24 protein-coding genes, 5 tRNA genes and 1 pseudogene are annotated in these 20,438 nt (G+C 31.2%); 8 read left to right on the top strand and 22 right to left on the bottom strand.

All coding sequences use genetic code 11. From position 1 onward, the window contains the following. Positions 1-97: 97 nt before the first annotated feature. From rplL to nssR, 17 genes and pseudogenes are all read right to left on the bottom strand, one after another. A complete protein-coding gene (gene rplL, locus OT390_RS02565) occupies positions 98-475 on the bottom strand; it encodes a 50S ribosomal protein L7/L12 (protein ID WP_002859903.1) in 378 nt (125 codons plus the stop codon). Between the two features lie 20 nt (positions 476-495). Beyond that, complete coding sequence (rplJ, locus tag OT390_RS02560; RefSeq protein ID WP_002857585.1) at positions 496-975, bottom strand: 50S ribosomal protein L10; 480 nt, start codon at positions 973-975, stop codon at positions 496-498. 151 nt (positions 976-1,126) lie between these two features. Then, positions 1,127-1,828, bottom strand: a complete 702-nt coding sequence (rplA, locus tag OT390_RS02555) for a 50S ribosomal protein L1 (RefSeq protein WP_002884845.1) — start codon at positions 1,826-1,828, stop codon at positions 1,127-1,129. A 54-nt stretch (positions 1,829-1,882) separates the two neighbouring features. Then, complete coding sequence (gene rplK / locus OT390_RS02550; protein ID WP_002779452.1) at positions 1,883-2,308, bottom strand: 50S ribosomal protein L11; 426 nt, start codon at positions 2,306-2,308, stop codon at positions 1,883-1,885. A gap of 25 nt (positions 2,309-2,333) precedes the next feature. After that, positions 2,334-2,867 carry a transcription termination/antitermination protein NusG gene (gene nusG / locus OT390_RS02545; RefSeq protein ID WP_002851098.1) on the bottom strand — a complete coding sequence of 178 codons (534 nt, stop codon included), beginning with the start codon at positions 2,865-2,867 and terminating at the stop codon, positions 2,334-2,336. 9 nt (positions 2,868-2,876) lie between these two features. Beyond that, positions 2,877-3,056, bottom strand: a complete 180-nt coding sequence (gene secE / locus OT390_RS02540; RefSeq protein WP_002869529.1) for a preprotein translocase subunit SecE — start codon at positions 3,054-3,056, stop codon at positions 2,877-2,879. Positions 3,057-3,074: 18 nt separating this feature from the next. Continuing rightward, positions 3,075-3,150, bottom strand: a tRNA-Trp gene (locus OT390_RS02535). Positions 3,151-3,162: 12 nt separating this feature from the next. Then, positions 3,163-3,321, bottom strand: coding sequence for a 50S ribosomal protein L33 (gene rpmG / locus OT390_RS02530; protein ID WP_002793551.1), 159 nt, complete (start codon positions 3,319-3,321; stop codon positions 3,163-3,165). Positions 3,322-3,373: 52 nt separating this feature from the next. Beyond that, a complete protein-coding gene (gene tuf, locus OT390_RS02525; RefSeq protein ID WP_317738518.1) occupies positions 3,374-4,573 on the bottom strand; it encodes an elongation factor Tu in 1,200 nt (399 codons plus the stop codon). A 68-nt stretch (positions 4,574-4,641) separates the two neighbouring features. Then, a tRNA-Thr gene (locus OT390_RS02520) sits at positions 4,642-4,716 on the bottom strand. A gap of 104 nt (positions 4,717-4,820) precedes the next feature. Further along, positions 4,821-4,897, bottom strand: a tRNA-Gly gene (locus OT390_RS02515). A gap of 6 nt (positions 4,898-4,903) precedes the next feature. Continuing rightward, positions 4,904-4,989: transfer RNA gene (locus tag OT390_RS02510), tRNA-Tyr, on the bottom strand. 49 nt (positions 4,990-5,038) lie between these two features. Then, positions 5,039-5,114: transfer RNA gene (locus OT390_RS02505), tRNA-Thr, on the bottom strand. A gap of 91 nt (positions 5,115-5,205) precedes the next feature. Beyond that, positions 5,206-5,966 (bottom strand): annotated as a pseudogene (locus OT390_RS02500) (amino acid ABC transporter ATP-binding protein). 1 nt (position 5,967) lies between these two features. After that, on the bottom strand, positions 5,968-6,624 hold the full coding sequence (locus OT390_RS02495; protein WP_002857607.1) for an amino acid ABC transporter permease: 657 nt from the start codon (positions 6,622-6,624) through the stop codon (positions 5,968-5,970). Further along, positions 6,617-7,318 carry an amino acid ABC transporter permease gene (locus tag OT390_RS02490; protein WP_002859900.1) on the bottom strand — a complete coding sequence of 234 codons (702 nt, stop codon included), beginning with the start codon at positions 7,316-7,318 and terminating at the stop codon, positions 6,617-6,619. Before OT390_RS02490 ends, OT390_RS02495 begins: the two co-directional genes overlap by 8 nt. Positions 7,319-7,332: 14 nt before the next feature. Then, positions 7,333-7,929: a nitrosative stress-sensitive transcriptional regulator NssR gene (gene nssR, locus OT390_RS02485; protein ID WP_394535935.1), complete on the bottom strand. Its 597-nt coding sequence runs from the start codon at positions 7,927-7,929 to the stop codon at positions 7,333-7,335. A 95-nt stretch (positions 7,930-8,024) separates the two neighbouring features. Between nssR and ctb the strand changes: the two genes are divergently transcribed. Next, the gene (gene ctb, locus OT390_RS02480) at positions 8,025-8,408 is read left to right on the top strand and encodes a truncated hemoglobin Ctb (protein WP_002884842.1); all 384 of its coding nucleotides are present in this window, start codon (positions 8,025-8,027) and stop codon (positions 8,406-8,408) included. Here ctb and recG read toward each other — a convergent pair. Genes recG through OT390_RS02465 form a run of 3 tightly spaced genes read right to left on the bottom strand, consistent with a single transcriptional unit; the run spans position 8,405 to position 12,484 of the window. Continuing rightward, the gene (gene recG, locus OT390_RS02475) at positions 8,405-10,228 is read right to left on the bottom strand and encodes an ATP-dependent DNA helicase RecG (RefSeq protein ID WP_002884840.1); all 1,824 of its coding nucleotides are present in this window, start codon (positions 10,226-10,228) and stop codon (positions 8,405-8,407) included. The genes ctb and recG overlap by 4 nt on opposite strands. Then, a complete protein-coding gene (locus OT390_RS02470) occupies positions 10,218-11,438 on the bottom strand; it encodes a pitrilysin family protein (RefSeq protein ID WP_002872881.1) in 1,221 nt (406 codons plus the stop codon). The genes recG and OT390_RS02470 overlap by 11 nt, the downstream gene beginning before the upstream one ends. Further along, entirely contained in the window at positions 11,438-12,484 is a 1,047-nt protein-coding gene (locus tag OT390_RS02465) for a dehypoxanthine futalosine cyclase (protein ID WP_394535936.1), read from the bottom strand. Before OT390_RS02465 ends, OT390_RS02470 begins: the two co-directional genes overlap by 1 nt. A gap of 74 nt (positions 12,485-12,558) precedes the next feature. Here OT390_RS02465 and OT390_RS02460 point away from each other — a divergent pair, with 74 nt between their 5' ends. Continuing rightward, positions 12,559-13,746, top strand: a complete 1,188-nt coding sequence (locus tag OT390_RS02460) for an MFS transporter (protein ID WP_002859896.1) — start codon at positions 12,559-12,561, stop codon at positions 13,744-13,746. 15 nt (positions 13,747-13,761) lie between these two features. On the opposite strand, the gene nusA is transcribed toward OT390_RS02460, so the two are convergent. Next, positions 13,762-14,850 carry a transcription termination factor NusA gene (gene nusA, locus OT390_RS02455; RefSeq protein ID WP_002859895.1) on the bottom strand — a complete coding sequence of 363 codons (1,089 nt, stop codon included), beginning with the start codon at positions 14,848-14,850 and terminating at the stop codon, positions 13,762-13,764. Between the two features lie 126 nt (positions 14,851-14,976). On the opposite strand from nusA, the gene OT390_RS02450 reads away from it, so the two are divergent. From OT390_RS02450 to OT390_RS02425, 6 genes are read left to right on the top strand one after another with little or no spacing between them, the layout of a single operon-like run. Further along, positions 14,977-15,219, top strand: a complete 243-nt coding sequence (locus OT390_RS02450; RefSeq protein ID WP_002851103.1) for an HP0268 family nuclease — start codon at positions 14,977-14,979, stop codon at positions 15,217-15,219. Next, positions 15,216-16,517 carry a tRNA (N6-isopentenyl adenosine(37)-C2)-methylthiotransferase MiaB gene (gene miaB / locus OT390_RS02445; RefSeq protein WP_002867613.1) on the top strand — a complete coding sequence of 434 codons (1,302 nt, stop codon included), beginning with the start codon at positions 15,216-15,218 and terminating at the stop codon, positions 16,515-16,517. The genes OT390_RS02450 and miaB overlap by 4 nt, the downstream gene beginning before the upstream one ends. Further along, on the top strand, positions 16,501-17,130 hold the full coding sequence (locus OT390_RS02440; RefSeq protein ID WP_002867614.1) for a lysophospholipid acyltransferase family protein: 630 nt from the start codon (positions 16,501-16,503) through the stop codon (positions 17,128-17,130). Before miaB ends, OT390_RS02440 begins: the two co-directional genes overlap by 17 nt. 1 nt (position 17,131) lies before the next feature. After that, positions 17,132-18,091 (top strand): hypothetical protein, encoded by a 960-nt coding sequence (locus tag OT390_RS02435; protein ID WP_002884833.1) that lies wholly within the window; start codon positions 17,132-17,134, stop codon positions 18,089-18,091. Next, on the top strand, positions 18,088-18,615 hold the full coding sequence (locus OT390_RS02430) for a hypothetical protein (protein ID WP_002858498.1): 528 nt from the start codon (positions 18,088-18,090) through the stop codon (positions 18,613-18,615). The genes OT390_RS02435 and OT390_RS02430 overlap by 4 nt, the downstream gene beginning before the upstream one ends. Continuing rightward, positions 18,605-19,123 (top strand): hypothetical protein, encoded by a 519-nt coding sequence (locus tag OT390_RS02425; protein ID WP_002884831.1) that lies wholly within the window; start codon positions 18,605-18,607, stop codon positions 19,121-19,123. Before OT390_RS02430 ends, OT390_RS02425 begins: the two co-directional genes overlap by 11 nt. Here OT390_RS02425 and thiC read toward each other — a convergent pair. Continuing rightward, positions 19,115-20,407, bottom strand: a complete 1,293-nt coding sequence (thiC, locus tag OT390_RS02420) for a phosphomethylpyrimidine synthase ThiC (RefSeq protein ID WP_002867618.1) — start codon at positions 20,405-20,407, stop codon at positions 19,115-19,117. The genes OT390_RS02425 and thiC overlap by 9 nt on opposite strands. Positions 20,408-20,438 lie beyond the last annotated feature (31 nt).

Below are 20,438 nucleotides of genomic sequence, written 5' to 3'. Positions count from 1 at the left end.
AATTTTGTAAATTTAAAAAAGAAGACCTAAAAATTAGGTAAAAATAAAAAAAGAAGACTTGCCTTGGCAAATCTTCTTCTAACTTTAAAGCTTAAAATTACTTAAGTTCTACTTTAGCACCAGCTTCTTCAAGTTGTTTTTTAGCTTCCTCAGCTTCAGCTTTAGCCACACCCTCTTTTAGAGTTGAAGGAGTTTGCTCAACTGCATCTTTTGCTTCTTTAAGACCAAGGCCTGTAAGAGCACGAACGATTTTAATAACTTCAATCTTTTTAGCACCGCCATCAGTTAAAACGATATCAAATTCAGTTTTTTCTTCAGCAGCAGCTGCAGCACCACCAGCTGCAGCACCACCAGCTATCATTACAGGAGCAGCAGACACACCAAATTTTTCTTCAAACTCTTTTACAAGTTCTGATAACTCAAGAACACTTAAATTTGAAATATATTCTAATACATCTTCTTTAGAGATTGCCATTTTTTATCCTTTTATTTAATTTATTCAGATTCTTTTTTATTTTTAAGCGCATTTAAACCTATTGTGAAATTGGTAATTGGCGCATTCCAAACTTGCAAAAGCATAGCAAGCAACTCATTGCGTGAAGGCATTTTAGCAAGAGCTTTAACCTTAGCAACATCTGCAACTTCGCCTTCAATATGAGCTGTTTTGATTTCAAATTTATCGTTATTTTCTTCAAATTTAGCAGCTACTTTTGAAACACCTAGCTGATCTTCGCCCCAAAGATAAATATTTGTATCTTTAAGAACTAGACCTGTTTTACCGGAATTGTTAAGAGCAATGTTAGCCAAAGTATTTTTAACAATTTGAACTTTTACATTGTTTTCTCTTGCATTATTTCTAAGCTCTTCTAGTTTTTTTGTGCTAAGACCTCTGTAATTACAAACTACAATAGCTTCACTAGCTTTAAAACCTTCTTCAAGTTTAGCAATAATCTCAACTTTTTCGCTTCTAGTCACATTTTCTCCTTTCCGATTGAGATTTCAAGTAGAGTGGAAATCCAATTAAGCTTACGCCTCGACTATCTTCAATCTAAAATAAACATTTCAAAAAATCAAAAATTTTTTCAAATGTTTATTTTAAAACAAAAGAGTTGCAAAAAAGCAACTCTTATTTCATATCAAGCAATTCTTGTGTTTCAAGCTTTACAGAAGGGCTCATTGTCAAAGATAAAGCCGCATTTTTAATATATCTACCTTTAGCTGCAGCAGGTTTATGTTTGTTAATTGCCTTTACAAAAGTGCTAACATTATCCCATAATTGTTCTTTGGAAAAACTTACTTTACCAAGACCTGCATGGATATTTCCTTGCTTATCAACACGGAAATTTACCTGACCACTTTTTGCATTATTAACTGCTTGAACAACATCCATAGTCACTGTTCCAGTTTTAGGATTTGGCATTAAACCTTTTGGCCCTAAAATTCTACCAACTTTACCAACAAGTCCCATTAAATTTGGAGTAGCAATCAAAACATCAAAATTCATATTACCTTTTTGAATTTCTTCTACTAAATCATCGCTACCCACAATATCTGCACCAGCATTTTTCGCTTCATCAGCTTTTGCGTCTTTTGCAATTACAGCAACACGAACTTTTTTACCCGTTCCAGCAGGTAAAACAACAGATCCTCTTACCATTTGATCTGCATGTCTTGGATCAACATTAAGTTTTAAAGCAATTTCTACAGTCTCATCAAATTTAGCAGACTTTAAAGTCTTTATTGTATCAATTGCATCGCTTAAAGCATACTCTTTATTTGAATCAATTTTTTGTGATAATTCTTTTAATCTTTTTGCTATCTTAGCCATTTATTTTCTCCGCATTTTAAAGTGCTACCGCCTTTTACCTTGGCGGTGAAAGGATTAATCTACGATTTCAACACCCATAGAACGAGCTGAACCTGCAATAATTTTAGCAGCTTGATCTCTATCTTTAGTATTTAAATCTGCAATTTTCTTATCTACTATTTCTAAAACTTGAGCACGAGTTAACTTACCCACCTTATTTTTAAGTGGATTATCCGTACCTTTAGAAATTCCAGCTGCTTTTTTGATCAAATCCGTAGCTGGCGGTTGTTTTGTAATAAAAGTAAAACTTTTATCTGCATAAACAGTGATAACAACAGGGATATTAAAACCTGCCATATCTTTTGTTCTTTCATTAAAAGCCTTACAAAACTCCATAATATTAACACCTTGCTGACCCAAAGCAGGACCAACAGGTGGTGATGGGTTTGCTTTTGTGGCAGCAATTTGCAATTTAATTTCGCCTACGACTTTTTTAGCCATAACAAATCTCCTTACTTGATATAAATTAAATTATTTTCTCAACTTGAGAATATAAGATCTCCACTGGAGTTGAACGTCCAAAAATAGAAACATTTAATTTTAATAAACCACGAACCATATCATACTCTTCTACAATTGCAGTAAAGTTTGCAAATGGCCCTTCTGTGATTCTCACATTTTCCCCTTCTTCAAAAGAAATCTTTGGTTTAGGCGCTGCACGATTGTGAACTTTTTCCAAAATCAAATTAATATCTTTTTCTGTTAAAGGGGTTGGCTTTTTGGATTCTCCAATAAAACGACCAACCTTTGGAAGAGATTGAATGCGATGCCAAAGCTCTGTATTTAAATCAAGAAGTGCAAAAACGTATCCTGAATACAAACTTCTTTCGCTAATCTTCTCCTTTCCATTCTTAAATTCAATAACATCTTCAGTTGGAACAACAATTTCTTTAAGTTGTTCTTCAATTCCGTTATCTTTTACTAAATTTTCAATGGCTCTTTTAACTGCCATTTCACTGCCAGCATAAGTTTGAATTGCATACCATTTATGAGTACTCATTTACTCTCCTTATACGATCGCAGAAACAATAGAGGACATAAGCCAATCCACTAACGCCAAAAACAAAGAAATCACCACAACAACCACAAAAACTGTAATATAGGCATTTCTTACCTGTTCTTTTAAAGGAAAAATTACTTTCCTTAATTCGGCTTTTGATAATTTAAAATAAGTTATTAATTTTTCCATTTATTTAAACCTTAATTATGGCAGGGCAAGAGGGATTCGAACCCCCAACCATCGGATTTGGAATCCGGCGCTCTACCGTTGGAGCTATTGCCCTAAGGGCGCAAGCTTAACTTTTTAGCTTAACTTCTTTGTGAAGTGTATGTTTTTTTAATCTTGGGCAATATTTTTTTAATTCTAATTTTTCAGTAGTATTTTTACTATTTTTATAGGTGCTATAATTAATATCACCACATTCTTCACACTTTAAACCAACTTTAATTCTCATTTCAATTTTCCTTAAAAAATTAAAGCCAAGCTTTTAACTTGGCTTTATTAAATTATTTAATAATTTTAGAAACAACACCTGAACCAACAGTTTTACCACCTTCACGAATAGCAAAACGCGTTCCTTCTTCAAGTGCTACTGGAGCGATCAAGCTTACAGTAATTCTCACATTTTCACCTGGCATAACCATTTCAACACCATCAGCTAATTTAATCGAACCTGTAACATCAGTTGTTCTTACATAAAACTGTGGTCTATAGTTGTTAAAGAATGGAGTATGTCTACCACCTTCATCTTTATTTAAGATATAAACTTCAGCTTCGAAGTCAGTGTGTGGAGTAATTGATTTTGGTTTAGCAAGAACCATACCACGGATAACTTCTTCTTTTTTAGTACCACGAAGAAGAACACCTACGTTATCTCCTGCTTCGCCTTGATCCATTTCTTTTCTGAACATTTCAACACCTGTTACAGTTGTTGTTTGAGTATCTTTAATACCAACGATTTCGATAGTATCACCTACTTTTACAACACCTTTTTCAATTCTACCTGTAACAACAGTACCACGACCTGAAATTGAGAAAACGTCTTCAATTGGCATCAAGAAGTCTTTTTCAGTATCACGAGTTGGAGTTGGAATATAGCTATCAACTGCAGCCATAAGATCCATAATTTTTACTGACCATTCACCATCTTGTCCAGCTTTAGCTTCTTCAAGAGCTTTTAAAGCAGAACCAGAAATAATAGGTGTATCATCGCCTGGGAAATCATAAGAGCTTAATAATTCTCTAATTTCCATTTCAACTAACTCTAGAAGTTCAGCATCATCAACCATATCTGCTTTATTCATAAAAACAACAATATATGGAACACCTACTTGACGAGAAAGAAGAATGTGCTCTCTAGTTTGTGGCATAGGGCCATCTGCAGCAGAAACAACCAAGATCGCTCCATCCATTTGTGCAGCACCTGTAATCATGTTTTTAACATAATCTGCGTGACCTGGGCAGTCAACGTGTGCATAGTGACGATTGTCTGTTTCATATTCAATATGAGAAGTAGCAATAGTAATACCACGCTCTTTTTCTTCTGGAGCATTATCGATATTATCATAATCTTTAAGCTCTGCCAAACCTCTTCTAGAAAGAACAGCAGAAATAGCAGCTGTTAAAGTAGTTTTACCATGGTCAACGTGACCAATAGTACCAATATTTACGTGTGGCTTATTACGTGAAAATTTTTCTTTAGCCATTTTTTTCCTCCGTATAAAAAATAAATTGAGCAAAGCAAGTCTTATATCTATATAATTTTTTCAATTCATGGAGCTCATAGCGGGAATTGAACCCGCGACCTCTCCCTTACCAAGGGAGTGCTCTACCTCTGAGCTATACGAGCGCTCAGAAAAATTATACACAATAACAGACAACAAAAACTCTTAAATGGGATATATACTGTAAGTTAAAGGTTTTAAAATACAGCTCCCAGTTCTTTTAAATTATTGGAGCGGGAAACGGGACTCGAACCCGCGACCCTCAGCTTGGAAGGCTGATGCTCTAGCCAACTGAGCTACTCCCGCAAAGCATGGTGGTGAGTCGTGGATTCGAACCACGGAAGGCGAAAGCCAGCAGATTTACAGTCTGCCCTCGTTGGCCACTTGAGTAACTCACCATAAAAATATTGCTTTTTCAATATTCTGGTCAAACACTGCTAAAATAAATGGAGCTGGTTAAGGGACTTGAACCCCCGACCTGCTGCTTACAAGGCAGCTGCTCTACCAACTGAGCTAAACCAGCAAAAATAAAAGTAAGATTATAACTCAAAAAAAAAATTTTGTCAAGACTTTTTTAGTTTTTCTATAAAATTTTAGTCTTGTAAATTTTATTATCATAAACCAATATTATTTTTATCTATTTGTGATAATCAAATAAATTTAAAAATTTCTTTGCTCTTTCGCTTTTTGGATTTTTAAAAAAACTTTTAGGATCATTTTCTTCGATGATTTTTCCTTCATCCATAAAAATAATTTTATCTGCTACAGCTTTAGCAAAACCCATTTCATGAGTAACAATAAGCATAGTCATACCCTCTTTTGCAAGATTTAACATCACTTCTAAAACTTCTCTGACAATCTCAGGATCCAGCGCTGCTGTAACCTCATCAAAAAGCATTAACTCAGGATTCATGCATAAACTTCTTACTATAGCAATTCTTTGTTTTTGTCCTCCGCTAAGTTCTCTTGGATAAGCATGAATTTTATGCAAAAGCCCCACCTTTTCAAGCCAAATTTTAGCCTCTTGTAAAACCTCATCTTTCTTTCTTTTTTGCACTTTCATAGGCCCTAAAAGTATATTTTCTTCAACACTTAAATGCTCAAAAAGCTCATAAGATTGAAAAACCATACCAACTTTTTGACGCATTCTTGGCCATTCTTTGAAATCTTTATCTATTTTTTCATTGTCAATATAAATATTACCACTTGCAATCTCTTCAAGCCCATTAATACAACGCAAAAGCGTAGATTTTCCGCACCCACTAGGACCCAAAATCACCACAACTTCCTTATCCTTAACTTCTAAATTAATATCTTTTAAAGCATGATGCGAACCATAATACTTTTGTAAATTTTCTATTTTTAGTATACTCATTTTAGCTCCATTTTTTCTCTAATTTTCTTGAATATAAAGTGATAGGATAACAAAGTATAAAAAAGATAAAAAAAATCAAACCATAAATAATAAAAGGTGCAAAATCATTTCTATTATGAAATTCTATAATTTGTTGCCCTACTTTTACAAGCTCTACCGCGCCGATTAAATAAGCAAAGGTTGTACTTTTGATCATGCGAGTAAGTAAATTCATGCTCATAGGAGTTAAACGACGCATAGCTTGTGGAATAATAACATAAGCAAAACTTTGCACCGTATTTAAACCTAAAGATGATGCACTTTCATACTGATGTTTTGGAATACTCTGTAAGGAAACACGCACCAAATCCATCATCTCAAAACAACCCCAAATGCTAAAAACAATAATAGCTACACTTACAGAACTCAAATCCCACCCAAACCATCTAGGAAAACCAAAATACACCACAAAAAACCATACTAAAAGTGGCATAACACGTACAAATTCTAAACCTAAACGACAAAAAGCATAGATATAGGTATTTTTAAAACTCATTAAAATTCCCAAAAACAACCCGCCTATCGAAGTAATAATAGTGCTGATAAATGAAATTTCAAGAGTGACAAAAAGCCCTTGCCAGAGTCTTAAAAGCGTATCGGTATTTAAAAGTTCAAGCATAAAGCAACCTTTTTTCAAACTTTAGCAAAATAAAAGACAAAGGCAAAATAATGCACAAATATCCCATAAACAACAAAAACAATAGCTCATCTGTCTTATAGGTTAAGGAATTTAAACTCTTCATTAAATTCACCAAATCTGGCAAGGCAATAATGCTAACAACTGAAGTTTCTTTGATTAAAAATATAATATTAGCACTAATACTTGGCATAGAAATAGCCAAAGCTTGCGGCAAAATCACATAACGCAAATTTCCAAATTTTGAAAAACCCAAAGAAAGTCCTGCTTCAAACTGCTGTTTTCTTATGGCTTCAAATCCCGCCCTTAAACTCTCAGCCATATAAGAACCCCCTAAAAAACTAAGTCCTACTATAGCACAAGCAAAAGAAGGTCTTAAAGTTTCTTCTACGCTTAAACAAATTAAATTGAGCGGTGGAATTTGCTCTAAATGTATATTAAATTTAGGCAAAGCATAATATAAGAAAAAAAGTTGAATTAATAAAGGCGTATTTCTTGAAAACTCTATATAAAGCTTGCAAATATTTTCTAAAATTTTTATTTTAAAATAACTCATTAAAATGCAAAACAAGCCTATTATTAAAGAAAAAATAATTCCAAAAAAGCTTAGTTTTATCGTAAGCCAAGCAGCTGTTAAAAAAGCGGGAGCTTGAGCTAATATAAAATCAAAATCCATTCTCTACCTTAATTTTACCAAAGTTCTTTTATAATCATATCTTTATTTAAAATTTCAATTTTACCTTTTTTTGTATCAATAAGTTCTGAAATTTTAAGCTCTTTTAACATTCGAGATAAAGATTGCGCTCTAACATTTAAATCAATTGCGATTTGTTTTTGCGAAATTGTATCTATTTTTTTTTCATTTTCCAAAAGATACTTTAACAATCTCGTTCTTAAATCTAATGCATTTTGAGATAATTTCTTTTCTAAAATTTTGATTTTATCAAAAAGTGAGCTGATAAGTAAAAAATTGAATTCTTTATTTTCACTGCATAAATTTTGAAAATTAATAAAATCAATTTCCAAAATTTCTCCATCTTCTTCAAAGATGGCATTAGCAGGATAATTTAATTTTTTAAAAGCAGGCATTTCTGCTATAAAATTTGGAGGATTAAAATAATGCAAAGTAATTTCTTTATCACTTGATGTACTTTTATAAATGCGTATTTTTCCCTTGAGTAAAATAAAAAATTTTTTAGCCTCTTCGCCTTCATAAAATAAAATACTATTTTTTTGAAATTTTTTTAATTTTCCTACACTAGATAAAAGTTCTAAATAATCTTTCATTATATAATATTTTCCATTCTTAACTTATGTTAAATTTAATTTATCTTATTTTTGCTATATTAACGCCATAAAATTAACATTCAAGAAAGGCTTATATGAAATTTGAAACAATTAATCAAGAAAGCATAGCAAAACTCATGGAAATATTTTATGAAAAAGTTAGAAAAGATAAGGATTTAGGTCCTATTTTTAACAATGCTATTGGAACAAGTGATGAAGAGTGGAAAGAACATAAAGCAAAAATAGGAAATTTTTGGACAGGCATGCTTTTAGGCGAAGGTGATTATAATGGGCAACCCTTAAAAAAGCATCTAGATCTACCTCCTTTTCCTCAAGAGTTTTTTGAAATTTGGCTAGGACTTTTTGAAGAAAGTTTAAATATAGTTTATAATGAAGAAATGAAAACAGTTATTTTACAGCGTGCACAAATGATAGCTTCACATTTTCAAAATATGCTTTATAAGTATGGTGGACATTAATTTGGCATTTTTTTTGCCAAATCTTTTTTTACCTTTTCTAAAATCTCCTCATCCTTAGAAAAATCAAAAAATTTAAACTCATTTCCATGTTGCATAAAACCATCGAGCAAATCTCCACTCAAACGGTTTTTAAGATCAAGCTCTGCTATTTTAAACCCATCTAAAGTGCTAGCAAATTCTTTTAAACGACTTGGAATTTCTTTAAGTTTAGTATAAAGATAACAAGTGCTTTTAAGCCCTACACGACCTACACGACCACGAAGTTGATGCAAGGTAGCAAGTCCTAAACGTTCCGCTCCTACAATCACTATCATACTCAATCTTGGCAAAGAAATGCCCACTTCCACCACTGTAGTGCTTAGTAAAATATTTCCCTCATCTCTAAAACGCTCTAAAATTTCATCTTTTTGTTTATCTTTCCCATGAGTTACAAAAACTTTTTCATAGTGACTCTGCCAATATTCTTTAGCCTGCTCTAAAGAAAGATAAGGAATATTATCACTAGCACTCACTAAGGGATAAATAATGATAATTTGATGATTTTTAGCGATTTCTTCTTTGATCTTCTCGCTAAGCTTAGAAAAGCCTTCATTTTGTATACAATAAGTTGTGATATCTTTTTTAAAAGGCATTTGTTTAATGAAACTAAAATTTAAAAGTTCAGATTGTATCATGCTTAAAGTTCTTGGAATAGGCGTAGCCGAAAACTGTATAAAATGAGGGGCAAATTCTTGTTTACTTAAAGAATGAATTTTCTCACGCTGAGCCGAGCCAAAACGATGTTGTTCATCTATCATTACAAGTACGGCATTATGGCTTTCTAAATGAATTAAAGCATGAGTACCTATAATAAGATTTGCTTTTTGAATATTTTGTTCTAAATCTTTTTCTTTTTTACCTCCTTTAATAAACAAAATATTCATAAAATCAGGCAAAAATTTCTTAGCCTCTTCATAAAGCTGATGCGCTAAAATACTAGTAGGTGCCATCAAAATAGCTTGTTTAGGATAAACCATCAAAGCCGCACCAAGCAAAACCAAGGTTTTACCACACCCTACATCACCCATAATCACACGCCTTTTGGCTTCTTTTGAGTGTAAATCTTTTTCTATATCTTTTAAGGCGTTAAGCTGATCTTTAGTAAGAGAAAAAGGCAAATCTTTAAGCCAATTGGCTATGTTAAAAACATTGATTTGATGAGCTTTAAAATGCGTTTTTTTAGCTTTTAAACGCTTTAAAAAATTATATATTTCTATATATTTTAAATCTTTGCTAAAATTTTGCAAATTTTCAAACATAAAAAAACTTTTTTCATCATAAGCATGCAAATTTAAAAGAAAATGTATATATTTATCCCCTATGCCACTTTCTTGTAAATTTTCATAATTAAGATATTTATGTATAAAAGCAGCAATTTTTGCATCTTTTAAACCTAAAATTTGATACTTTGGACTAAAACCCTCAAAAGAAGTTAAAATTTTAGGATTGTTAAATTGCCAAGTGTGATTAAAACGCGAGAGTTTAGCATTAAAAATAAGCCCTTTTCCTACCTTACAAATCCCAAAATGCCAAGCTCTAGGATGAAAAAACACAAAAGAAATATTTTCTTGCCATTCTTCACAAAAACCTAAACCAAAAAGTTGATTTTTTCTTGAACTAACGCTTTTTATAGTGATTTTTTGGGTGCAAATTTCATTTTCTTTAGGATTTTTACTTGGATTTAAATTTTCAATTTTTTTAGGTAAAAGAAGCGCTAAATCAATAGCACTTTTAATTTTTAATTTTTTAAAAAATTCAAAATCACTTTCTTTAATTTTCATTTTGTATGCTTGCAAAACTTATATTTAAAAGCTCTTGATGTTTTTTAATATAAGCATTTATGGTTTCAAGTTTAACCTTTTCCATAAGTTTTAACTCTTCTTTATAATATCCCAAATTTAAACCTTGATAAAATTCGTTAAAAGACATAGATAAACGCTTGCTTAAGCTTTCATAACGCAAAGGAGTTGATCCTATGAGAAAATTTTTAGCTTGATCAAGTTCATTTTGAGTCATGCCATTTTTTATAAAATCTTCAAAAAGCTCTTTTACGATTTTTTTAGCTTCTTTAGCGCTTTCATTTTTAGTTTGTAAATATCCAAAAACTCTAGAAAAAGACATATTCATATCAAGCATAGCATAAGCTGAGTATGCAAGACCTCTTTTAACACGAATTTCTTCCATAATCCTTGAACCAAATCCTCCTTGCCCTAGAACAAATAAAGCAATTTTTGCAAGATATAAATCCTTATCTTTAAAATCAGCAAAAAAAGGTGTAGCAAAATAAATATAAGCTTGTTCGCTTTCTGGGCGTATCAAAATTTCATCTTTAATGTTTTTGCTTAATTCATATTTTTTTGGAGTATTTTTTTTGCCTATTTGAAGTTTTGATAAGAGTTTTAAAAGATCTTCCTTGGCTTGTTTTTCTTCTAAATCTCCTCCTAAAATCACAACCAAATCGCTAAGATGGATAAAATTTTTATAAAAATTTTGTAAATCTTTTAAAGATAAGATTTCTATACTTTTTTCATCTCCATCGTTTGAGCTTTGAAATTCTTTGCATTTAAAAATTTGAGCATTAAGTAAATTTTTTGCTAAATAATCAAAATCACTATTTTTACTCGCGAGCTCACCTAAGGCATTGATTTTTAATTTTTGCAAAATTTTTTCTTCTATTCTTGGTTTTAAAAGCAATTTTTCCAAGCTCTTTAAAGCAAAATCAAAATTTTCTTTTAAACAAGAAAGATTGATTTCCAAACTTTCAAAACCACTACTTGCCTCTAAATTTATCGCTCTAAATTCTAAATCTTTAAAAAATTTATCATCCACACCTTCATTTAAAATACGTGAAAACATCTTAGCTAAGCCTGCTATTTCATCATAACTTCTAGCGCAATTTCTAAAAACAAGCTTTAAAACAACAATAGGAAAATCAGAATTTTTTTCAAAAATAAAAGGGATTTTAACACCCCTACTGTCTAAATACTGCATTAAAACCTTTCTAAAATTTCATAAGCGGTATTGCGTTTAGCTGGATTTTCGCCTAAACTTCTAATCAGCCTTATCATCTCATCTTGATTCATTCTATAACTTGCTCCTGCAGCACTTACTACATTTTCTTCCATCATGGTTGAGCCTAAATCATTGGCCCCAAATTTTAAAGCAAGTTGACCTATAAGCGAGCCTTGAGTTACCCAAGAACTTTGTAAATTTTTAAAATTATCTAAATAAAGTCTTGCTAAAGCTAAAAGTCTTAAATACTTGTTAGAACTTTGTTTCATAATCTCTGGATGTTTTTGGATTAAAGCAGTATTATCACTTTGAAAGCTCCATAAAATAAAAGCTCTAAATCCCTTTGTTTCATCTTGCAATTTTCTCAAATGCTCAAAATGATCGATGATTTCTTCATCATTTTCAACCGTTCCAAACATCATAGTAGCTGTACTTTTCATGCCGATTTTATGAGCTTGGCGATGTACTTCTAACCAAGTAGCTGTATCACATTTATTGGGTGCGATAATATCACGCACCCTATCGCTTAGCACCTCAGCACCTGCTCCTGGTATAGAAAATAAACCTTTAGCTTGTAGTCTTTGAAGTACTTCAGTAATTGAAATTTTAGATGCCTTTGCGATATAAGCGATCTCAACCGCTGAAAAACCATGTACAGTGATATTTGGATAATGTTCTTTTATCCAAGAAACTAATTCTTCATACCATTCTATTTTTAACTTTGGGTGCACCCCGCCTTGAAAAAGAATTTGCGTACCCCCAATAGCTTCAAGCTCCTCTATCTTCTTGCCTATCTCCTCAAAGCTTAAAATATAAGCATCATCTTCTTTATGATGGCGATAAAAAGCACAAAAAGAACAATCAATACAACAAACATTGGTATAATTAATATTTCTATCTACAACAAAAGTAGTGATTTTTTCAGGATGAAGTTCTAATTTTCTTTTATAAGCCATTTCTCCAAGTTCAGTTAAACTCGCATGATGTAATAAATCTAAAGCTTCTTTTTTATCCAGTCTTTTCAAAATTTTTCCTTGTTTTTTTACATAATTAAAATAATTATAGCATTTAAAATATAAATTATGCTATAGTTTCGCTTATGAATTACATTGAACTATTAAAAAATAATAAAAATATCAGAATATTGGCTTCGGTTCAGTTTATAGTATATTTTGGAGCATGGTTTTCTCAAACGGGAGTTTTTACCCTTTTAGTCGAGCTTAATGCTCCTACTTGGGCAACAGCTACAAGTGCTATGCTTGCTTTTTTACCTGGAGTTTTGCTTGCTCCTATTAATGGGGTTATAGTAGAGAAAAATAAACCTAAAAAACTTTTACTCAGTATGATTAGCATAGAATTAATTTCTATTTTTTGTCTTATTTTTGTCACAAGTCTTAGTATGCTTTGGCTTTTGTTTATTTTAATTTTCATAAGACTTTGTGTTGCTTCGATTTATTTTCAAGCTGAAATGAGTTTATTGGCCAAAATTTTAACCCCTCAAGAACTTAAACTCGCTAATGAAATGCACAGTGTCATTTGGGCGATTTCTTATACAGCAGGTATGGCAAGTGCGGGAATTTTTATTTATTTTCTAGGAGTTAAAACCGCTTTTTTATTTGACTGTATGCTTATACTCATAGGCATTTCTTTTTTAGTAAGATTAAGCATTCCTGATTTTCATCACAAAACACAAAGTCGCTTTTTTACTATGATAAAAGAAGGATTTTTCTATGTTTTAAATAATAAAATAATTTTTCATCTTATCTTGCTTCACGCTTTTATAGGTTTAACTGCTTATGAAACCTTGGTTACGCTTTTAGCACAACATCAATACAAAGAAGTTTTATCTGCTGCTTTAGTAATAGGGTTTTTAAATGCGGTACGTGCTTGTTCTTTAGCTATAGGGCCTATGGTTTTAAGCAAATTTATTAATAATAAAAATTTATTTTATATGTATCTTGGTCAAGGCTTGGGTATTATACTTTGGGCTTTAACTCAATTTAATTTTTATATTTCTTTTTTAGGTTTAATTGGTGCAGGTTTTTTTACCTCAGCGCTTTGGGCTTATACCTACACCATGATACAAAAAAATGCTGACAAAGAATATCATGGTAGAGTGATCGCTTATACAGATATGATTTATCTTAGTTTTAGCGCTATTATTTCAATGCTTATGGGCTTTTTATTTGAAATAGGCTTGAGTTTAAAACTGATTACAGGTTTATTGGGTATGATTTTTATCTTTGCGGCATTTTATTGGAAGTGGTTTTATAAAAAATATTTGTGAAAATTCACAAATATTTTAAATTTTAAACAAATCTTGAAGATTTTTCATTGCTTCTTCATTGCTGATGGCATTATTTAGCTGCGATGAGCTTAATTCATTGAGCTCTATTTCATAACCACTTAACATAGAAGCAAGGCGAATATTAATACCATTTTTTCCTATAGCTTTGCTTTTTTGTTCGCTATTTAAACTTACAATAGCTTTTTTATCTTCAATTTTTACAGAATTTACAATAGCAGGAGCCAAGGCACGAGAAATTAAAATTTCACTCTCATTTGTAAATTCTATACAATCAATATTTTCATTATGAAGCTCTTTGCTTACCGCATTAATTCTTACACCTTTAACACCTACTGTAGCTCCTACAGGATCGATATTTGCTCCATTGGCCTGAAGAATGATTTTTGCTCTTTCACCTGGAATTCTAGCACATCCTATAATATTGACATAACCATCTTTGATTTCTGGAACCTCAGCTTCAAGTAAACATTCTAAAAATTTAGGACTTGTACGACTAAGCTCGATTTTAATACCTTTATCTGTATAAACACGGCGTATCACAGCTTTTACCACATCACCTATTTTAAATTTTTCCCCTTTAATGCGATTTTTTCTCGGTAAAAAAGCTCTTAATTCATCTATTTCAATAAAAGTATTTTCTTCATTATCCACTCTAACAACTGTACCAAAAACCATTTGCCCTACTTTATTTTTATATTTTTCAAAAATAGTTTGTTCTAATAATTTTTGTATATGATATTCAAGTTCTTTATGCAAGGTATTTACCGCAGTTCTTCCTAAATTTTCCAAAGAACATTCATAGGTTAATTCATCTCCTATCTCAACATCTGGAGCTTCTGATTTTGCCTTACTTAACGCGATAAAACTCTCACTTTTATTTTGCAATCTCTCGTCATTATCTGCTACTATGGTAATTTTTTGATAAAGATTTAAATTTTTAGGATCCACAAAAAACTCATATTCTTGTCCATAAATTCTTTTTGCAGTATTGATTAAAGCGGTAGCTACCTTTTCTCTTACATTCTCTAAGTTTAAATTTTTTTCATTAGCAATAGATTCGATAATATCTGCTATCTTTTCCATATTTTATAAAACCTTTTTTGTGGGAAATTTAAAAATGTAGATAAAAATTATATCCTTAATAAGTTTAATTAAAAGTAAAATTTGCTAAAATTATAGATTAAAATGAAAATTCTTAAGGATTTAGCTATGGAATTAAAATTGGCAAGAACTTTGATTAATGAAAAACCTAAAAATATTAGCCTAGAAAAAATCGAAGAGGCTATAGAAAAAGAAGGACAAAAGTTTTTTTATTTTGATAAAGATAATACACACAAACAACTCATTGCCCTTGTAAATCATTTTGAAAAAAAAGGAGTAAGCATTTATCATAGAACCGTAAAATACGGACTTGATGATAATGATTTTATGTATGAGGTACATATTCTTTGAGCGCTAAAAAACTTTTTATCCAAACTTTAGGTTGTGCGATGAATGTCAGAGATTCTGAGCATATGATCGCAGAATTAACACAAAAAGAAAATTACGCACTAACAGAAGATATCAAAGAAGCAGATCTTATTCTTATCAATACCTGTTCAGTGCGTGAAAAACCTGTGCATAAACTTTTCTCAGAAGTAGGTGGTTTTGAAAAAGTTAAAAAAGAAGGTGCTAAAATAGGAGTTTGTGGATGTACTGCATCGCATTTGGGAAATGAAATTTTCAAACGTGCTCCTTATGTGGATTTTGTTCTAGGAGCAAGAAATATTTCCAAAATCACTCAAGCTATAAAAACTCCAAAATTTATGGGCGTAGACATAGACTATGATGAAAGTGAATTTGCTTTTGCAGATTTTAGAAATAGTATTTATAAATCCTATATTAATATCTCCATAGGTTGTGATAAACACTGCACTTATTGTATAGTGCCACATACTAGAGGAGATGAAATTTCCATACCTTTTAACATTATCTACAAAGAAGCTCAAAAAGCTGTTGAAAAAGGTGCTAAAGAGATTTTTTTGCTAGGACAAAATGTCAATAACTACGGCAAAAGATTTAGAAACGAGCATAAAAAAATGGACTTTTCAGATCTTTTAGAAGAACTTAGCACCATAGAAGATTTAGAACGCATTCGCTTTACAAGTCCACATCCTTTGCATATGGATGATAAATTTTTAGAAGTTTTTGCCAATAATCCAAAAGTTTGCAAATCCATGCACATGCCTTTACAAAGCGGCTCAAGTGAAATTTTAAAAGCTATGAAGCGTGGCTATACTAAAGAATGGTATTTAAATAGAGCTTTAAAACTTAGAGAACTTTGTCCAAATGTTAGCATTTCTACAGACATTATTGTAGCTTTTCCAGGGGAAAGTGAAAAAGATTTTGAAGAAACTATGGATGTTTTGGAAAAAGTGCGTTTTGAACAAATTTTTTCTTTTAAATACTCCAAACGCCCTTTAACAAAAGCCGCAACCATGCCTAATCAAATCGATGAAGAAACAGCTTCAAGAAGACTTAGCACCTTACAAAATCGTCATAGTGAAATTTTAGATGAAATTGTAAAAAAACAAGAAAATAAAACTTTTAAAGTTTTATTTGAAGAATTAAGAGCAGGCAATAGCATTGCTGGAAGAACAGATAATAATTTTTTAGTTCAAGTTGAAGGTAGCGAAGAACTTTTAGGGCAATTTAAAGAAGTAAAAATAACTAATGCAAAGCGTATGGTTTTATATGGGGAAATCGTTTAAAATCCATTGCTTAACATATATAATTTTCATCTTGCAATGGCTTATTTTTTTAAGCTGTAAAAAGCACTATAAAGGTGAAAAAGTTGACCGTAAAGCTGGTGTGATACTTTTTTGGCATGGAAAATTAGCACTCATGCCTTTTGCGTTTAGACATTATAGACAAAAAAATAAAAAAGCCTATGTCATGATCTCCCACCATAAAGATGGAGAACAAATTGCAAAAATCATCAAGCTTTTCGGTCTTGATACTGTAAGAGGAAGCACTTCAAGGGGTGCTAGCAGTGCACTTAGAGCTGCATTTAAAGTTTTAGAACAAAATGACGATATAGTTATCACGCCCGATGGTCCACGAGGGCCTTATCATAGTATTTCAGATGGTTCTATCATTTTGGCTCAAAAAAAAGAACTAAAGATAAGAATTTTAAACTATGAAGCAAATCGTTTTTGGAAATTTAAAAGTTGGGATAAGATGATCTTGCCAAAACCTTTTAGTAAGATTACTTATAGTCTAAGTGAACCTTTGGATATTTTATCTTTAGATAAAGAAAAAGCTAAAGAATTTCTAATGAAACAATTTGATAAAATTAGCTTAGCTGATCAATTTAAGGAATGAAATGTTATTTTTACTTAAAAAAATATTTCCACAACTTTTTATTAGTATTATTTTAGAAGATAAAAAAAATATTGTAAAAGCTTCTATTTATAGAGGAAATAAACTAATCAGTAGCAATGAAAAAACTTTTGATAAAAGCGAAAATTTATTAGAATACGTAAAAAATTTAAGCAAGCATTTCTTATTTTACCACACTGCTTTATTTTTAGATGCCAAAGAACAAGGATTAATACCTAGTACAAATATTCAAGATTGTGAGCATTTTAATATAGGAAAAATCAGCTTACAGCATATTTTGTTTAATAATGCCCTTGTTTATACGGCTACCGAACATGTGGAATATTATAGCGAGCTTTTTGAAGAATATAGAGGTTTAGATTTTTTATATTCCCCTTTTGCTCTTCTTTACTACAATATACAAAAAGAAAAACAGCCTGATGATCAAATTTTACTTTATGGATTTAAGCAAGGACATCTTTTGGCAATTATTGTTGCTAAAGGCAATACTATTTTATACGGTGATTTTAAAATATTTGAGCAAGAATTAGGTTTAGAGCTTGAACTTCCATCAGAAGATAATCAAGAAATTGAAAACAACAACGATGATACTGAAGTTACCCTAGATAACTTCAATGAAGCCTTAAATAATAAATTTGATCTACTTGATCAAGAAAATAATCTTGAAACTTTGAATAATAATGATAATTTTAATCTTGATGAATTAAATCAATTTAGCAATGATATGGAACTATGCCGTTATATTATTACGAGCATTGAAAAATTTTATAATGATGATAAATATGCTGGGGTATTTATCAATGGTATTTTATTATATAGTGAATCAGATATTAACATAAGTGCTATTGATTTTTTAGAAAGTGAAACTTTTTTAGAGATAAAAACGAAACAAATCAACACCTTAGATCTTATGATAGAATTGATGCAAAAGGAGCTTAAATGACTTATAGCTTCATACAGCCAAGAAAAAAACCTATTTTCACACTCTTTGATAAAATTTGGCTAGGACTTTTTGGTTTTAGTATATTATTTATCTTGCTAGTATATTTTACATATACAATAAAAATTGCATTAATCAATAGCTCTATCGATGATGAAAAACAACAAGTTATAGTGCTTCAAAATCAAACTAAGCAAAATGAAATGCTTTATGAAATTTTATTTGATCAAAGCCAAATAGCGAAAAATTTTAACACTCAAAATCAAATTGTTAAAGAAAGCTTAAGAAATCTATTTGATATTATTGTAAAAACTGATAATATTACTCTTGAAAGTGTTGAACAAGACGAATATTCCTTAAAACTTATCGGAGTCACTCCTACAAGAGAAATGTTTACTCTACTTTTAGAAACCCCTTTAAAAAGCATCTTTGATCAAAGCTATACAACCTATTATCGCTTAGATAATGGGTGGTATCGTTTTGTTAGTATTAGTAAACAAATTCCAGGAGTTGCAGATGAAAGATAAAAGTCTAGAAGAAATTGATTTATTAAAGCTTATCATTTGCGCGTTAAGTTTTATAAGCGTTTGCACAGCCTTGATCTTATTTTTACTTTTACCGACATTAAAAAATTACAAACAAGCAAATCTTAGAGAAAATTCACAACTTGCTATCTTAAAAGCCACTAAATCAAAATTTGACTTTAGTGAAGATAAAATATCAACTCTAAGAAGCGAAAACAACAAAAGTTTAGAGCAATTTGAGCAAAATTTTAATATAGGAAATTTTGATATTTTTTTACAAAAATATTTTCAAAATGTAAAAATTCAAGAAACTAAGCCCGAAAAACAAGAAAAATATCTAAAAAACCGCTTAGCCATTAAAGCGACAATGAACAATCCTAGAAGACTTTATGATTTTATTGATGCTCTAAAAAACTATAATAACTTAATCAAGCTTGATTATCCACTTAATCTTAAAGCAGGAGAGCAAGGTATCTCTATAGATCTTACTCTCAAAGTTTATTCAAGCTAAACTCACATCTTCGCCTTTTAAAATTTGATTCATAGTATTCATTGCACACATTTTTCCACACATGGAACATGAGTTTAAATCATCAGGGCGACGCTCATTAAACATTTTTTTAGCCTTTTCTCCATCAATAGCAAGTTTAAACATTTTCTCCCAATCTATCTCTTGTCTAGCCTTACTCATCTCATCATCTCTTGCTCTTTCTTTTGGAAGTTTAGCTATATCTCCCGCATGAGCTGCAATTTTAGTCGCAACTATACCCTCTCTAACATCTTCTAAATTTGGAAGTCTTAAGTGTTCAGCAGGTGTTACATAACACAGCATATCAGCACCGCTAGCTGCAGCCACAGCTCCTCCAATAGCACCACTAATATGATCATACCCTGCGCCAATATCTGTTACCAAAGGTCCTAAGACATAAAAAGGCGCTCCTTTGCATAAACGCTTTTCTAATTGCATATTTGCCTCTATTTCATTAATAGCCATATGCCCTGGACCTTCTATCATTACTTGAACCCCAACATCCCAAGCTCTTTGAGTAAGGAGTGACAATTCTATAAGCTCTGAAATTTGCGCCCCATCACTTGCATCGTGAGTAGAGCCAGGACGCAAAGCATCGCCCAAAGATAAAGTTACATCGTATTTTAAACAAATGTCAAGCAAATCATCATAATACTCAAAAAAAGGATTCTCAGCATCTTTCATCATCATCCAAGCATAAAGCACAGAGCCTCCTCTTGAAACTATATTTGTAAGTCTTTTACTTTGTTTAAAAATATGCGCTGCGCGAGAATTAATACCTGCATGAATTGTCATAAAATCAACCCCACTTTTAGCATGATGATATACAACATCTAAAAAGTCTTTAGCACCAATTTGTTTTAAATCTTTTTCTAAAAATCCTACCGCATCATATACAGGAACTGTTCCTATCATAGCTTTTGAAACATTAACAAGCTCGTCTCTAAAACGACTTGTTTTGCCATAATTGCTTAAGTCCATAATCGCTTCTATGTCAAATTTATGAGCAAGCTCTACTTTTTTCATTTCCTCGCTATAATCAACGCAATCATTTGAAACTCCTAAATTTACATTAACCTTAGTACGCAGTCCAAAACCTATACCATTTGGATCAAGACTTTTATGATTAATATTTGCAGGGATAATAATTTTACCGCAAGCAATATTTTCAAGCAAAAAATCTTTACTTAAATTTTCTTTTTGTGCAACAATCTGCATTTCTTTAGTAAAAATACCTTCTTTCGCATAATTCATTTGAGTTTTCATAAATTTATCCTTTAAAAAATTTGGATAAATG

Source organism: Campylobacter sp. CFSAN122748 (assembly GCF_045277125.1).
Taxonomy (GTDB): Bacteria; Campylobacterota; Campylobacteria; order Campylobacterales; family Campylobacteraceae; genus Campylobacter_D; species Campylobacter_D jejuni.
The sequence above is the reverse complement of the archived record's forward strand: the minus strand, read 5'-3'. Positions and strand labels throughout refer to the sequence as shown.

Bases quoted from the DNA above. Each gene is read 5' to 3' on its own strand.
- secE (WP_002869529.1), bottom strand. From the start codon at position 3,056: ATGGAAAAATTAATAACTTATTTTAAATTATCAAAAGCCGAATTAAGG.
- nssR (WP_394535935.1), bottom strand. From the start codon at position 7,929: ATGAAAGATTATTTAGAACTTTTATCTAGTGTAGGAAAATTAAAAAAA.
- OT390_RS02495 (WP_002857607.1), bottom strand. From the start codon at position 6,624: ATGCTTGAACTTTTAAATACCGATACGCTTTTAAGACTCTGGCAAGGG.
- OT390_RS02470 (WP_002872881.1), bottom strand. From the start codon at position 11,438: ATGCAGTATTTAGACAGTAGGGGTGTTAAAATCCCTTTTATTTTTGAA.
- rpmG (WP_002793551.1), bottom strand. From the start codon at position 3,321: ATGAGAATTAAAGTTGGTTTAAAGTGTGAAGAATGTGGTGATATTAAT.
- OT390_RS02450 (WP_002851103.1), top strand. From the start codon at position 14,977: ATGGAATTAAAATTGGCAAGAACTTTGATTAATGAAAAACCTAAAAAT.
- nusA (WP_002859895.1), bottom strand. From the start codon at position 14,850: ATGGAAAAGATAGCAGATATTATCGAATCTATTGCTAATGAAAAAAAT.
- rplK (WP_002779452.1), bottom strand. From the start codon at position 2,308: ATGGCTAAAAAAGTCGTAGGCGAAATTAAATTGCAAATTGCTGCCACA.
- OT390_RS02425 (WP_002884831.1), top strand. From the start codon at position 18,605: ATGAAAGATAAAAGTCTAGAAGAAATTGATTTATTAAAGCTTATCATT.
- tuf (WP_317738518.1), bottom strand. From the start codon at position 4,573: ATGGCTAAAGAAAAATTTTCACGTAATAAGCCACACGTAAATATTGGT.
- recG (WP_002884840.1), bottom strand. From the start codon at position 10,228: ATGAAAATTAAAGAAAGTGATTTTGAATTTTTTAAAAAATTAAAAATT.
- OT390_RS02435 (WP_002884833.1), top strand. From the start codon at position 17,132: ATGTTATTTTTACTTAAAAAAATATTTCCACAACTTTTTATTAGTATT.
- OT390_RS02460 (WP_002859896.1), top strand. From the start codon at position 12,559: ATGAATTACATTGAACTATTAAAAAATAATAAAAATATCAGAATATTG.
- OT390_RS02440 (WP_002867614.1), top strand. From the start codon at position 16,501: ATGGGGAAATCGTTTAAAATCCATTGCTTAACATATATAATTTTCATC.
- OT390_RS02490 (WP_002859900.1), bottom strand. From the start codon at position 7,318: ATGGATTTTGATTTTATATTAGCTCAAGCTCCCGCTTTTTTAACAGCT.
- ctb (WP_002884842.1), top strand. From the start codon at position 8,025: ATGAAATTTGAAACAATTAATCAAGAAAGCATAGCAAAACTCATGGAA.
- nusG (WP_002851098.1), bottom strand. From the start codon at position 2,867: ATGAGTACTCATAAATGGTATGCAATTCAAACTTATGCTGGCAGTGAA.
- OT390_RS02430 (WP_002858498.1), top strand. From the start codon at position 18,088: ATGACTTATAGCTTCATACAGCCAAGAAAAAAACCTATTTTCACACTC.
- rplA (WP_002884845.1), bottom strand. From the start codon at position 1,828: ATGGCTAAGATAGCAAAAAGATTAAAAGAATTATCACAAAAAATTGAT.
- rplL (WP_002859903.1), bottom strand. From the start codon at position 475: ATGGCAATCTCTAAAGAAGATGTATTAGAATATATTTCAAATTTAAGT.
- thiC (WP_002867618.1), bottom strand. From the start codon at position 20,407: ATGAAAACTCAAATGAATTATGCGAAAGAAGGTATTTTTACTAAAGAA.